Here is a 14,423-nt window from a genome sequence, read left to right as displayed (position 1 = left end):
CTCACTTACGCAGAAGCGTATAGAGTTTCAGTGGTAAAAATCTGGATAAAGGTTTTTTTAGTCAATGCTGGTGTGACTTCAACTGCACCAGTGTTGTAGTTAATCGTTCCTTGAATTTCACCAGTATTGGTAATCAAATTACCCGTATTGCTATCAACTGGCACATCAACCAAAATTACAGTTCCTGTCTTTTGGCCTACTTCATCAGAAACCGGGATGCTTAATTCAACACTGTTTGGCTGAATGGCTATACCAGTCCCGATGGTAAAGTTAAGTTTCTGATTTGAGTCTGGTGCAATAGCTGCTTTGACTTGGGTTGATTGCTCACCAAAATTGTAAGCCACCGTGAATTGGGTATTTTTCTGCGGCAGCTTATTCGGAATGATTTTTCCAGTACCATTGGCATAGTTAATTTCACCCGTTGCATCACCGGTAAATTTACCTTGGGCATTGCTCACTGCAGACTTAGTTACCCCTTCTAGCAACCAGTTCACAGTCACACCTGGTGCAATACCTGTTTGCCCAAGATCAAACTCAAAGGCAGCCTTTTCTACGCTCAAATTTGAACGTATGAAAGTAACGATTGGTGTGCCCCAAAGTAACAAAATCGGTGTGTCTACATCAGGCAAAGCCCCTGTAGTCAATAACCAGGAGCCAGTTTCATAATTGATCATGCCTGAGCCAAAGGAAGGACTAGATGCCTTGAGTTGGCCCGAGCCATTATCTTTCAGTTCATAAAACTTGCCTTGGGACATATACGAAATTGAAAGACTTCCCGGGGCTGGGATCGGGACTAGTACTCCGGTCCAATTGGTGCTTTGGTTATTCTGGGTAACTGGCACAGCATAAGACTGGAAATACTGATTCGGTGCAGCTGCTGGTTTAAATGTGATACCCAGAGTTGTTGCTCCCGCTGTAGCAGCTGCAGTCCATTGAATTAGACCACGTTGATAATCAATCGTGCCGACTTGAGTGCCTGTACTGGTTTTGAGTAACCCGCCTTGATCTGTGATTGCCTGACCAAACAAGGTAAACGCTACGCTTGATGGCATCACGGCTGAACCAATATATAAGTTTTGGCTTACTCCAACCGTAGTTGAAAAACTGGCAGTGATTGATCCACTATTTCCAGGTACTAGAATAGTGCTCTCGCCTGCCGCATTAACATCAACAATTGGAGATTCAGTTTGTGCTGATGGAATGAGTTGAGCAAAAATACTTTTAGCATTGACTGTGTATTCACCAACACTTGCATTAGTAGACAAGCCAGTCGATGCATAATATTCACCCGTATCAGCAACAATCGAATCACGGATAATGGTTTTTGATGCCTGACCGCTATACCACTGGCGAGCTGACAATCCAACATAATCCATATCAAGTGGGTCATTAAGCGTATAAGTGGCAATCTTATATTCCACATTTTTACCATCAATCACCATGATTGCCGTTCTTGTTTCCACCTTGATAATGTACAAGTACTGTTCATGCTCTAAGGTTTTACCCTCATCACTGATCAGCACAATAGTGTCACCCACTGAACTTTCTGTTTCTTGCAAGAACATAGCGACTTGTAATAGCTTCATTCCTTTTAAATGTGTATCCAGTGGTGTCCCTGCTATTTGCCCACCTTTCGCCTTATAGTTTTCAACTCGGTTTTTAGCTGCTTGACGCTCATCCGTCCATGACTTTGTGCTGAACAGCAATGCTGAGACGTTTGGATCCGCAGGCAGCTCAGATATAAACACCGTTGCACCCATTAATAAATCGGTGTCTTCAGTCGTGACTGCCGGGAAAACTTTACGCATGGAGACATCACCCATAGTGCGATCCATCTCAGACACATCGTTGAACAGGTTATTGCTGATGCCGTCCTGTACTACAACGCCTGAATATTTCCCACCGCCATCTGAGTTATCTGTTGGGCGTTCAGACTTGTAAACCACTAAATCCTTTGTTTCAATCGCCATCGTTTAACTCCGTAAAGCGCAAGGTCACGTTGTAATAATCATCCAGTGATACCGCTGGAATGCCCTTCACCGGTGCGGCCTCTAAGGCCCCATCCTGGTGATTAAATTTGACTGTGAACTGCCGGTTATCGTGTGGCTGTTCAAATTGCAGTTTGAAATTCTCATCTTGCAACTTGGACCATTCCAGAACAGTTCGTAATTCACGCAGCTTGATCCAGCCCATTTCCTTATCTGCCGGCTGCAACGTAATCGGTCGACCGGATTTCTTTTTCCCTTCTTGAATCACCAGAGAGCCATCAATTGCATGGTTTTGAGTCTGCTCAATAGCCTTCCATGAGAATTCATCAGGCCATAAAAAACCGTCCTCTAGTGGGACGGTCTCTGATGTTGCTAAGCGAATAAGTTTCATGTTGATTTCGCCTGTGTTTTAAGTTGATTAATAATTGATTCAAGAGTGCTAACAGAAGACTGATTACCATAGACAGTAGCAGTCTGATTCCCTAGCGCTAGCTCAATTCTGGTTGTATTTTGAGGTACCGATGATGTATCTGGAGTAGGTAGATTCGCGTTTACATTAGGCGCAAGGCTATTGATATCCACTGAAGGTGCTTTGACTGATGGGCCTGTAGAAACAAGACTATTACTATCGAGTTGACGCAACAGATCATTGATCTTATTAGTCCCCCATTGAGTGGTTAAGCCCTTAGATGCAGCATTATCAAACTCTTGGCTAATGAGTGTACGCATTGCTGCATTACCGCCTTTAGTCATGCCGTCTTCTTTTGCACTTCTATCAGCTGCCAAGCCTTGTGACCAGATATCGCCAGCCAATTGCTGAGCCTCTTTATCGCTATAACCCTTACTCTTCAGCTGAGAAATAACATCAGCTTTGCTGTATGAGTTGTAGTTATAAATCCCTTTGCTTAGTGATTCGCCTTGGCGTTTCATTTCAGCATCAAATTGCTTTGCAGTGGCTGCAACGGCATCACGCCATGCCTCTGTAGATGACTTAGCCTCTTCACGTGCTACCTTACCGACATTGCGATAACCATCGCCTATGCTTCTTGCTGAATCACGTACACGATCGTTGGATTTAGTCCATTCATCCATGGATTTGACGGCGGCAACACCTGTGTCATCAATTTGAATCTCAAGGTTGCGACCTGCATTTGCCGCATTTGTCGATGCTATTACACCAGCATCACCAGATGCAGCAGCTGCCTGAGCGGCTTTTTCATAGGCCTTCTGAACACCTTCCGCTGTAGCCTTTCCGCTATCACGGATGGTGATGTAGTCCATTAAGGCTTGTTGTGCTGCGAGCTTTAGGTTTTCTTTGGTTTGAATGCCAAGTCGTTTAAATGCTTCGGTAACAGGATCAATATCATCTGGGAGCTTTTGAGCCTGAAGCTTAATTGCAATCAAGCCCTGCTCAACCTGAGATGTTGATACTTTCCCTTGATCACCGAATTCTTTAAGTTTGGTTTTTGCAAAATCAATTTCCGCCTGGCTTTTTGCAGTTTCAAGCCACTTTAGCCATGCTTCATAGGTGACATCACCGGCTTGCTTACCCTTAACCCCCATAAGTTCAAGACTATTAACGAAATCATCAAGGTTTTTCTTTTTGCCACCAAACCCCTCCGATACTCGATTGAGTGCAACATCTAAATCCAAGCCTAATGCTTCAGCACCTTTGCGACCCGCAACCAATTTATTATTTAAATTAGTTACGCCAGCAGAACCATCATCCATGGCTTTTACAATAGCTTTTCCAGCACCATCAAACTCAAGTTTTAACCCTTGCGCCGCAAGTGTGGTCTGCATGGTTTTTTGGGTAGCTGCATCGGCTGCTTTTTGGGTGCCATCTGCCGCCACAAGCTGAGCATTTACCCAATCTTGAGCGGCTTTAATTTTCTCATCGGTAATCTTTTTACTTTCAGCCTGGTATGCCTTCTCCTTGGCATCTAAGTCTGCAATACCCTTTATGGCCAAATCAATTGCAGCTTGATTACCAGATTTACGCGCATCAAAAAGTTGTTGCTCTGCCTTAACTCGCTCGTCACTTATGACTTTATAGTCAGCCTTGTGTTTTTCCTCTTGGGCTTTTAACTGGTCAAGGGTTTGCTGGGCATTGGTCACCCTTTCCTGATTGGCTTCTTGCTCTGTTTGGGTGATATCCTTAATGGCTTCACGGGTAGCCGATTTACTTTCTAAGGCTAGACGTTTGGCTTCTGAGGCATTTTTTTCAGCCTGTCTAAATAGTGCATCTGAGGCATTTTGAGCCTGTGCTGACAGCTCATCAAAGCCCAAGAAATCCAGCACAGAGGCATTTAATGAATAAATACCCCCTGCAATAAATTGAACACCAGCAAGCAGTAGTTTAAGTGCAATATTTAACCCTGTTGCCCCGTCAGCAACTACACCTAATGCAATTTTAAAAACATTAAATAATGTAGTTAATCCACTTACCTCTTCCTTGCCATTCAAAATTACATTAAACAAAGGAGCAATAGCATCTAAGGTGGATGAAAATGCACTCCATGCAGTCTGAGCAATTCCAGCAAGACTAGATATGACTGTTTTAATTGTGTCATACACAGCAGATAATGTGCTTCTAATGGACTCAATAGTAGATGGGTCAATCTCTGACAACTGATCTTGAAACCATCCTACCCCGGCAGCAACATCATCAAAGAATACTTTTAAAATACCCAAATTATCTGCAATGACCGATAGGGCATTTGCTACTGTTGCACTCGAGCCATTGGCCTGATCCATTTCACCAATTAGGATCTGCCACTGTGTAGAAATCTTTTGCAGTGCATTGCTGATAGTGGTTGGGAATTGGTTATATGTTTCTTGAACCGCATTTGCCTGACTACTGATAGCCTTGATTACACGCTCTGCGGAAAGCTCACCGTTTTCAGCCATCTTGCGGAGTTCACCAGTAGTGACCCCCAATCCTTTTGCTAATGCTTCAGCCAGCCCATAACCATTCTCCATGATGGAGTTGAATTCTTCTCCCCTTAGGACTCCGCCCTGGAGGCTCTGGATAAATTGCTGTACTGCTGCTTCACTAGCCTGAGCTGAGCCGCCACCGATTTGAATCGCCTGGGTTACAGTCTTGGTTAGGTTCAACGCTTGTTGTTGCGTCATCCCCATATCTTTACCGACAGTATTTATCCGAGTAAATAGACTGGCTGTTGCGTCAAGACTAGAATTTGTGGCAAGAGCTACTTGATGTACACCCGCCATTGCAGATTCAAAATCACCACCATCACGTGTAGCGATTTGAATCCGAACAGATAGGTTTGTATAAGAATCAGCAGCCTGAGCAAGCTCTCGAATACCCAAACCAATACCAATACCACCCATTGCACCAACAAGAGCTGTATATCCAGTTTTAAGTCCAGCTATACCTTTTTGAGCTGTTTGAGCTGCTGTGTCAGTCTGTGCAAGCTCAGTATTTGTTTTATCTATAGCTTGATCAAGGGCACTAATCTCTGGGGAAACTAAACCTAATTCTGATTTAAAATTTTTGAACGCCTTATCCGCTTGCAAGACCTCTTTTTCTAACGCATCTACTTGCTGTTGCGCATTACGAATATTCTCTGGTGTTGCATTGGTTTTTGAGAACTCTTCAAGCTTTGTTTTTGAAGTCGCCAAATTGGCTTTTAAGATATTCAGCGATCGAACCGAATCAACCCCTAACTTTTTAAACCCGTCAATCGCCCCATCTGCTGCAATATCTGTGCTTTTTAACGACTCTGTAATAGTGTTTAATGATTCAGTAAGTTTGATGGCTCGTTCATTTGCATTTTTTGGAATAATGCCATCAATAGCTTTGGCTGCTTGATCTGCAACACCAACTATACTTGCAGATCCGTCTTTAATTGCAGCTATTGCTTTTTCCGCAGCTTGTTTAGACTGATTAACATTAGTGACAAAGCTTTTAGTATCAGCATCCATCACCAATTTAAAAGTTAGATTTTCTCCAGCCATGATAACCTCTAAATTTTAGGCAACAAAAAACCCGCACATGGCGGGTTTATATTTAATTTCGATAAGCTTTTAAGGTAAGTCTTCCATCATTGAGCCACAGTGCTTGCACTTAATTGCAGCTATCTTTATTTGTTCTGCACAAAACGGGCATTCTTTGAATTCAGAATTTTCACTTTGGTCTTCTTGGTTGAGTCTTACCCCTGCATTATATGAGTAGGCATCCTCAGCTACCAATTTAGTTTTATTGTGGGTTCTAATTGGTTCGGCCTGCTGAATGTGATTAATTGGTTGCTGTACTGTTCTTGGTGTTGGTACATAAAGCCTTACATTTTGACTACCACAAGCACTACAAACTTTACCACCCGATCTACGCCAAATTTCATAAATAATTCCTGGAAGAATCCCAATAAAAAGCAAGATGATAGTTACAAAGAAACTACCTTTGGTTTTTGATGCCCCAACATGTCCGCAAACAAGGCACTGAACTGTAGCCATTTTTCCACACTACCCTCAATTATTATTTACACATCATAACTTTAGGTGAGTGGCTGATCAATCAGAGCTCATATCTTTTTTAAATGTCTCAAATCCTTTCTTGTCAGCTTGAGCTACACGCGCAGCAACAGCAGAATTGATAATCCCTTGCCTATGCATCTTGCTTGCAGCCTTAACATAACCATCAAACGCACCGTAAGTCATTTCCATAATCTCACTATGCTGATGGCCCATTGATACCAGGAACTGAAATGAATCGAACCAAGTAGCCTCACTTGTCTGGGCTTTGATTGCCCCATGCTTTGGCTTTTCATATTTGAAATAGGCTTGGTTTACCAGAAACACGGTTTTAAGCAATTGCTTGAAAGCCTGCTCATTTGAAGCGAGTTTAAACAGTGATTGATTGTCCAGATCGGTTACACATGCAATTGTTGAAATGACCTGCATACCATGCGCTGCAAATAACTCTGTCAAAATCTCATCTGAATGATCTTTGTCTTTGAGGAACTGCTTGATTGGCTCAGCATGTGCAGCCAATGTGTCAAAGTCTTTCATTTGGATCTGGCGGACTTCGATATCATTCACTGCGATAGATCGGTTCGTTGCTAAGAAAAAATCATTCATGATGGAATCTCGATATAAATTTTAGACATTAAAAAAGCACCCTTAGGTGCTTTTTTTCTTAATGGCAATGTCTTTCACCAGTAGAGCGCTGCTTATGGCAACCATTTTTATCTGTACGCCCACCATGGGAATAAGCAGATGTTGCAAAAGATGCTATTAATGCCAATGCAATTATTCTTTTCATATATCCCCAAATTTTAAAATAGAAATCTAAGTTATATCTGAAATTGTATATTTTTCAAGCATTAAAAACAGGCACAAAAAAAGACGCTTATGCGTCATGGAGTTCTTTGTGCCTGTATCTAGTTAAGGGTTTGCTACAGCAGGAATCGTCACCAGATGACCATATAGACCTAATTTAGAGTCATTGGCCTTCGATAAATCTGACATTGCACGCCCTTGGATTTGATATTTCCCTAACTCTTCATGAATTAAAGGGAATGTAGCTTCCGGAGACTTTTGAGTTCGCCAAAGTTTCATCGCCACTTTATCACCGTTGGCAGTATTAGTGCCTGCAAAGAACAACATATATTCACGGTCTAAGTCTGAAGCAATAGTAGTTTGCGTTACAGCACCAGATGTATAGCTGATAGTTAAAGGCATTGTTAGGCCAGTTACATCATTGAACTTTAAGATACCAAATACCGGATCTAATGAGTACTTGCTTGGATCTACCGTAACTGGAGCTGCTGTTGAATCCTTAATGGTCACTGTACTTAAATTATAAGCACCAATTAGAATTGATTGATCAGCCACAACAGTACCCAACTCTGAATCCACTACACTAGCAGATGGAATTTCAAAGTTTTCACCGGAGAGAATGTACTTCATATTCTCTTTATTTACCTTCTCTAGTTGCCCTGAGAAGTTAACTCCCGTGGTTGTTGTCATCACAAAGTCAGTTGTCCGATTACCTGACATACTTTCTTGATGCTCAATCACATTCGCAGTAATTTCAATTTCAAATTCTGGAATGTTGCCAAGTTCACGAAGTGCACCAGCAATACCATTTGTAATTGGAGCGAGGTGAAACGCTCCCTGAAGCGACATGTACTCTTTTTTAGCCATCTACTTTAGCCTCTTTTTGTGTTTTAGGTTGTACAGCTGGCTTTGGCTCTGAAGCGACTTCCACTTCTTCAATAACTCCACGCTGCAGTAAATCTTGGATTTGGGTTGTATTCAATCCACCAACAATATCCCCAGAACGAAAACGCCCGACAGGTTGCCGGGCTTTATATTGTTTTGCCATGAGTGGCTCCTAAGTAATAAGTTTTGATTCAAATACCAGAGTGATGTAGACACATGTTGATGAATAGTCTTCCTCAACTGCTACTATATTTAATGGTCGGATACTTGAGTCAGGCTTCCAACCAGATAAAAGCTTTAAAACTTTCATTGTTAAAATTCCCACACGATCAAGCACCGCAGATCCATCATTGAGCTGTGAGGCTGCATGCCGTTCAGATATCGTAACTTCCCATTGCTGGTTCAGCATATTTGCAGAAGAGCGCCCTGCATCATCTAATATGCGGACACGGCGATAGTAGACTTGTGCATTTGGAGTTACCTGGGAAAGCTCTGTAACTTTTGCAGAATTGGCTGGTGTGTAGATTTTTTTAAAATCTATAATCTCTTTCAGCTTTTCTGCAATTTCACTGCGGACCGCAAAGAAATTTTCATCCTCAGTCATCTGTTAAATGCTCCGTAATTAGGTTTAATACTTCCTGCTCATCACTTTCAGTTAAACCAAGGAATGGGCGACGAGGCATATTGATCTTGTAGGCTTTACCCATACTTTCCTGCATGAAATTGGAACGGGCTTTACGCACGAACTTGTTACCCACTAAACCTGTCCGCTGGTTCTGTCTGAAGTAAGTGCGGCGCATACGTGCTTCATAGTGGATTTCTCCACCAAAGTGATGAATCGCACCATAAACAACATTGGTACCAATTTCGACTCCATCAGCAAGCACATTGTGAGTAATAGAGTTCATTGATCTGGATGTGTCACGCATCGTGGTACCACCCTCACGCATTACACGTCCTGATAAGCGCCACTTACCCTCTAATCCCTCACCTTTAGTCCAGCGGCTACGTATATTACTCACCACTGTTTGTCCAATTGCATCAAAAAGCTTTGGCTTACTTTGATCAAAGGCAGATAGATGAGCCAAAGCCTGCATCACTGCGGATTCGCCATCAGCCTCAATCGATATCGCTACACCACTCATAAACACCTCACTTCATGCTTGGCATTTGATCCAAGATGGAATCACCAAATACACCACCTGTATAAGTGGTACCGATTGGTGCAGTAGATGGTTTGTTTTTCGGTTGATCGTCCACGATTTCATTTGTTTCAGGCAATTGAATTTGCAAATGTGCTTTGTTGTCAGCAACACGTTTTAAGAATGCAATTGCATCCTCATAGCGCTGCCGTACTTCGTCAGTCGGTTTCTCAAAATAAAGACGATAGCGCGCAATATCACACGCCATACGCTTTAAATTGCTAGGCACATTAGGCAACGGCAAAGGATAACGACCACCGATATGACCGTTGATTTCTTCAGTTGCATCCTGAATTGCATCTTCAACAAATTTGGGATTAGTCACCATGAGTTTCAGGTTATTAATCTCATCACCAAATCGTGCGACCAAATTCGCTTCAGTCGCGTACATAGATCACCTATTTAGCTTCGGCAGCTTTCTTTAGTTCAGCATTCGCTTTTTTCAAAGCCGCTTGAGAATCAGATAGTGCTTTTTCAAGATCAGCATTGGCTTTGGTTAATTCAGCATTTTCCTTTTCCAGTTCAGCCAAACGTGCGGCGGCGCCATCTGCCTTAGGTTCATTAGGCTCTTGATATTCTTCAATAGCCCCAGATGCTAAAAGGGCTTGAAGTTGGTTAGCTTCAAGCCCTTCGATTTCCTGACCTGGACGGAAATGTCCGATCGACTGTTTTGCAATGTACTTTGGCATTTAGTTCTCCTTAAACGAAACCACGACCACCAACTAAACCATTCTTGTTATTTGGAACAGCCAGTGGAGAGGATTCAGCTAATAATTGAATGCTTGAAGGGTTCTTTTCTTGCCATTGGCTTAAGTAGAATTCCAAGGCCTGGCCAAATGCTTCAACGTTTTGCAATGCACAATGTGCGATCCATCCATTTGCATCAGAAACAAGACCGAAGAAATCTTCAGGAATAAAACGTTCCGCAGCACCTTCCATGCTGTGTTTCACGTCATACGTCCAGATTTCAATATTATCCACTGTGCCACGGAACTGAGGCTTATCAGCCTGGTCAAAAGTTGGCGTGATTGGAACACTAATACCCGCATAAGGAGCGATGAATTTTTCTTTAAACTCAGCATCCTTAATTAAGGTATTAAATACTTTGGAAGTGGTCAAAGCCATATTCGGCGATGTACCTGAGTGCTCAACAGATAAGTCAATCATTGATTGAATATCTTTAACAGGAGTAGCGCCGGCTTGTCCCCATTTGATCAACGGCGTGAAGTTACAAGCAGGGTTACGCTCATAATCTACTTCATACATTGGGAAGTCTGCTGAAGCGAAAGTGGTTTTACCGTAGAGTAAGACATCACGGGCAATCAATAACTTTCGATTTTCGATAGATTGGCGAAGATATAAAGCCTTTTGAGCCTGATCGATTAACAATAGATCCGCATCGGATAAACGGTTTGAGCCGGTCGCAATCACACCAAATTGACGTAAGCGTGCGATCAGGGCAGTGTTTTGCACTTCACTTGGCATAACCGTCATCATTGGTTTTAAGTAAGCAGGCTTCACGAATTTTACGTTGCCAGATTCACCTACTTTGATTTGGCGACCAGCTGTAGTCGGAGTAACGAACGGCGCAAGTGGAGTTGCTGTATTCAGCTCACCAACCGGAACTTCCTTTTTGGTGTACGAAACACGCTGAGGGAAAAATCGATCAATCAACCAGGTGTCAACCTTTTGAGTAGTATCAGTCAGTAGCACCAGCTGTGGTACATCCAGCAATTCAACTGGTGCATTTTGAAATGTAAAAGTTTGACTCATGTCTTAATTCCCCACAACTTTACGAAGTTCAATTTTGTTTTTTAGTGCCTGTGCACGTACTGCATCATATTGATCTGTGGTTAATGGAACTCCGTTCACAGTAACTACAGCAATATCGAAAGGGCCTTGTGTGTAGATTGGCATTTCAAGATTATTTGCAGCATGGTAAGTAGCTTGCTCTACTGTAAAATCTGACACAGCAATTGCATTCCAATCCCCTACCACACCAGTGGTAACAATAGGATGATCAGCCACATTATTTGCACCAACGTTGAGTAAATCACCTCGTTTATATGCAGTTGCTGTTTTTACTTTGGCATTTTCAGTGCGAATACCATCACCTACCACCAATTGATTGGTGGTAATCGTTTGAGTAATTGTTCCCATTATTTAGACTCCTGAGATGCCGCAAATTTGGCGAATGCCTGATCCAAAGCTGATCCTTGTGGAGCTTGCCCACCTTGACCACCAGTTGCCTGATGATTAAACAAGTGTGCATATGCTGGATTAACACTTGGTGCTGGTTGCTGTTGTTGCTGTCCAGCTGGCGGTTGTTGGCTGCCTGCTGCAAATTGCTTAAGTGTTCCAGCCATCAGATCAAATGCATCATCTGGCATTGCAGCAAACTTGGATTTCTCATCAGCACTAAACTCTTTGTTCAAGGCTTTGGCCAAAGCATCAATCTCAGCATTACGCCTATCTGTAGCAAACTTTTTAACCTGATCCTGCAAACCTGAAATGGTTTGCTCATGCTCTTTAATTTTTGCTTTCGCTTGTTCTAGGTCCACGTCTGTGCCCTCTGGTTGATTAAAGTTTTTTGGAGAGTGACTGGCTGCCACTGCATTTGTGTTGTCATCCGCACCCAAAGCACAGAAAGACACTTCACGAATACGACCATGACGGAATACCGTAATTGGTCCTTGGTAGTTTTTACCGTTTACGAAAACTGTTTTATCGGGTGCAATTTCTTCCACATTGCCCGGCTCAATACGCACCGACATTTGCCATGGAAAACCATCATCCGAGTCTTGAGCAACTTGTGTACCGAACTCATTACTCATCAGGTCTCCTGAAATCACCAAACCTTGCTCGTGGTTGACGCTATGGCTATTGATTGCACCAACGCGTTGTCGAGGTGAGTGTTCAAGTAAAGCTGGGATACGACCTTTTATTTCAATGGAATCCAAATCAAAAATGACTCGTTCCCAATACCAGTGGTCGACGATCGGTTCACCACTGTAAGCCACACCTGTGAAGGTGCGCTTTTTCTTCCCTTCTACGGGCTGCTCAACTGCAAACGTACCAAGCTCAAAGCAAAACTGATCCTTTGGCTTTTCATTTGGATCTGGCATTTTTCATGCTCCATAAAAAAACCGCCCCTTAAGGAGCGGTCGATTTCAATCAGGCTTAGACTTTTATTGCCTCAGCTTCAAACTTTTTTACAAATCTTTTGGCATCTTTGTATTTAATACCTTCTATCAAAAATGTGAGCGCTATAATTAAAGATAAAATTGGCCATATTATTAGATTAAAAACAACAAGATATTGCTTAGAATCTATACTATTGAAATATGTCTCGGTATACCAATTTATAAACAGAAAAGGTAGTAAACCTAAGAGTGCAAAACAGATATACCCTAAACTAAATAAAATAGCCTTTTTGCGAGAATGAGGATGGTGAATTTTTACAATTTCACCCTTTGAGTTTCGAACCAACTTAAGCTCATCACGTACGCTTATATATTTATTAACCCATTTCTCCATGTCAGAATATTCATAGAAGTACATAACCTCAAAATACGTAACTTTTTTAGTCTCAAGCAATTGCTGAGTTAATCTATCCTTCACTAACATGGGTTGAGCAGTATTTACTGCAGTAGCAAACCTCTCTGCAATTTTCACATCTTCAGCAAACTCTTCTTTAGGGTGTTTTTTGATCGAGTTCTTCGTATTCCAAAATGCAATGAAGATTGGTACAACGATTGATCCTACAACTGTCAGTAATTTTAAAAAGAGTTCCATATTATGGTTAATAAGTTAATTTTGAACCTAATCTAATATAAAAATTCAATTATTCAAAGCTTTAAGTAGATAAACCATCTTACCCTCGATCATCTCCACCGAAGCTACCTCAAAAGACAATCCCATTTGAAACAGCACACCCTGTCCGGCATTAAGCTTTTCAAGATCAATACCTAGACCTTTTGCATTCTCAATCTGAATCACGATGCTTGAGCCACTACCAGTCATCAGCAACGGTGAATCTAAGGTGACGACCTTGCCCACCTCTAAAGATGCTGCATAAGCCAATGAAGCAGACCCCGTCACAACAGGTGAAGTGTTTGCTGATACAGCTTGGATATTTGCCATATCCTCTTTAACCCAGCGCTTCAGTACATCATCAGCCAAACTAATTGACGGCTGGCTAAGATATGAAGTCAATGCAGCATCATTACCTTGTGTATAATCCAGAAAGGTACGGATCGCACTTGGTCTGATTTGTGGATCGAGTGGAATCACCGTATTGGCCACCGTATCGAATAGATCCCGACTCTTATCATCCATTGGAGCGAATAAACTGGTCAGCTTTTTGGATGCAGTCCATTCAGCCCTAATCACTTCTTTCTGCTCGAGGAGATATTCCTTATCCAGAGATGAAGCACTGATCTTTTTATCCACCAGTGATTCAAGCTCGCCGAACTGCAAAGGATGAGAACTCCAATCCAAAGCCTCAGCAACCTCTGGCAACTGATCATCAGGTGTAATGCCGTATTTCAATGCCTGCTTCTCGGTTAAGGCAATCACGGTACAGCGGCAACGGAAGCCCAACGGTGGGTAATGGGTCAACCAAAATGGATGATCAATCGGCAATACAATTCGATTCAAAGCCAAATGACTAGGACGCACTCGACTATCATTGATAGCTGAATACATCAGGTATGGACGTTTAGCTTTGTTCCGTTGTTGTTGCTGCCACCGCCCATGACCATATGCATTCTGGATATTTGTACGAAACACATTGTCCAGGTAATGCTTTGGCAGAATGATTTCAGATTCAGCAATTAGCTTTTGGAAGTCGTTAAATGTTCCACCGTCTGCAATCGATTTATTCACAGCCTTGATGACGGTTTCAATCTGTTCAAGACTTGATAAAAAGCTAACCGTAGTCGCCATCTGCCGGGTCTTAAGGTCCATTGAGTAGAACTCATCCGGGAGTACAATCTTTTTGCTGTGAGCATACTGAAGCGCCTCAAGGAATGTGACTGGTTGCATC

General features: G+C 42.3%; 17 protein-coding genes. All 17 read right to left on the bottom strand.

Going from position 1 to position 14,423, the window contains the following annotated elements; translation table 11 throughout:
- Positions 1 to 5 precede the first annotated feature (5 nt).
- Entirely contained in the window at positions 6 to 1,970 is a 1,965-nt protein-coding gene (locus tag B9T29_RS06430; RefSeq protein ID WP_086175129.1) for a hypothetical protein, read from the bottom strand.
- Positions 1,960 to 2,379, bottom strand: a complete 420-nt coding sequence (locus tag B9T29_RS06425) for a hypothetical protein (RefSeq protein ID WP_086175128.1) — start codon at positions 2,377 to 2,379, stop codon at positions 1,960 to 1,962. Before B9T29_RS06425 ends, B9T29_RS06430 begins: the two co-directional genes overlap by 11 nt.
- Positions 2,376 to 5,969, bottom strand: a complete 3,594-nt coding sequence (locus tag B9T29_RS06420; RefSeq protein WP_086175127.1) for a tape measure protein — start codon at positions 5,967 to 5,969, stop codon at positions 2,376 to 2,378. Before B9T29_RS06420 ends, B9T29_RS06425 begins: the two co-directional genes overlap by 4 nt.
- A 69-nt stretch (positions 5,970 to 6,038) precedes the next feature.
- Positions 6,039 to 6,464, bottom strand: a complete 426-nt coding sequence (locus B9T29_RS06415) for a Pmp3 family protein (protein ID WP_086175126.1) — start codon at positions 6,462 to 6,464, stop codon at positions 6,039 to 6,041.
- A gap of 57 nt (positions 6,465 to 6,521) precedes the next feature.
- Positions 6,522 to 7,088 carry a hypothetical protein gene (locus B9T29_RS06410; RefSeq protein ID WP_086175125.1) on the bottom strand — a complete coding sequence of 189 codons (567 nt, stop codon included), beginning with the start codon at positions 7,086 to 7,088 and terminating at the stop codon, positions 6,522 to 6,524.
- A gap of 58 nt (positions 7,089 to 7,146) precedes the next feature.
- Entirely contained in the window at positions 7,147 to 7,272 is a 126-nt protein-coding gene (locus tag B9T29_RS16820) for a YHYH domain-containing protein (protein ID WP_143223872.1), read from the bottom strand.
- Positions 7,273 to 7,394: 122 nt separating this feature from the next.
- Entirely contained in the window at positions 7,395 to 8,156 is a 762-nt protein-coding gene (locus tag B9T29_RS06405) for a hypothetical protein (RefSeq protein WP_086175124.1), read from the bottom strand.
- Positions 8,149 to 8,337: a hypothetical protein gene (locus B9T29_RS06400; protein WP_086175123.1), complete on the bottom strand. Its 189-nt coding sequence runs from the start codon at positions 8,335 to 8,337 to the stop codon at positions 8,149 to 8,151. Before B9T29_RS06400 ends, B9T29_RS06405 begins: the two co-directional genes overlap by 8 nt.
- Before the next feature lie 9 nt (positions 8,338 to 8,346).
- On the bottom strand, positions 8,347 to 8,778 hold the full coding sequence (locus B9T29_RS06395) for a hypothetical protein (RefSeq protein WP_086175122.1): 432 nt from the start codon (positions 8,776 to 8,778) through the stop codon (positions 8,347 to 8,349).
- The gene (locus B9T29_RS06390; RefSeq protein WP_086175121.1) at positions 8,771 to 9,319 is read right to left on the bottom strand and encodes a phage virion morphogenesis protein; all 549 of its coding nucleotides are present in this window, start codon (positions 9,317 to 9,319) and stop codon (positions 8,771 to 8,773) included. Before B9T29_RS06390 ends, B9T29_RS06395 begins: the two co-directional genes overlap by 8 nt.
- A gap of 7 nt (positions 9,320 to 9,326) precedes the next feature.
- Positions 9,327 to 9,767: a gp436 family protein gene (locus tag B9T29_RS06385; RefSeq protein WP_086175120.1), complete on the bottom strand. Its 441-nt coding sequence runs from the start codon at positions 9,765 to 9,767 to the stop codon at positions 9,327 to 9,329.
- A gap of 7 nt (positions 9,768 to 9,774) precedes the next feature.
- Complete coding sequence (locus B9T29_RS06380; protein ID WP_086175119.1) at positions 9,775 to 10,065, bottom strand: hypothetical protein; 291 nt, start codon at positions 10,063 to 10,065, stop codon at positions 9,775 to 9,777.
- A 10-nt stretch (positions 10,066 to 10,075) separates the two neighbouring features.
- Positions 10,076 to 11,149 carry a major capsid protein gene (locus B9T29_RS06375; protein WP_086175118.1) on the bottom strand — a complete coding sequence of 358 codons (1,074 nt, stop codon included), beginning with the start codon at positions 11,147 to 11,149 and terminating at the stop codon, positions 10,076 to 10,078.
- A 3-nt stretch (positions 11,150 to 11,152) separates the two neighbouring features.
- Positions 11,153 to 11,536, bottom strand: coding sequence for a hypothetical protein (locus tag B9T29_RS06370; RefSeq protein WP_086175117.1), 384 nt, complete (start codon positions 11,534 to 11,536; stop codon positions 11,153 to 11,155).
- Positions 11,536 to 12,501, bottom strand: coding sequence for a hypothetical protein (locus B9T29_RS06365; protein ID WP_086175116.1), 966 nt, complete (start codon positions 12,499 to 12,501; stop codon positions 11,536 to 11,538). Before B9T29_RS06365 ends, B9T29_RS06370 begins: the two co-directional genes overlap by 1 nt.
- A 55-nt stretch (positions 12,502 to 12,556) precedes the next feature.
- Positions 12,557 to 13,171, bottom strand: a complete 615-nt coding sequence (locus B9T29_RS06360) for a hypothetical protein (RefSeq protein WP_086175115.1) — start codon at positions 13,169 to 13,171, stop codon at positions 12,557 to 12,559.
- Positions 13,172 to 13,216: 45 nt separating this feature from the next.
- Positions 13,217 to 14,422 (bottom strand): phage minor head protein, encoded by a 1,206-nt coding sequence (locus B9T29_RS06355; RefSeq protein WP_086175114.1) that lies wholly within the window; start codon positions 14,420 to 14,422, stop codon positions 13,217 to 13,219.
- Between the last annotated feature and the right edge of the window lies 1 nt (position 14,423).

It is taken from the genome of Acinetobacter sp. ANC 3903 (assembly GCF_002135315.1).
Lineage (GTDB): Bacteria > Pseudomonadota > Gammaproteobacteria > Pseudomonadales > Moraxellaceae > Acinetobacter.
This window is presented reverse-complemented; position numbering and strand designations above follow the sequence as displayed.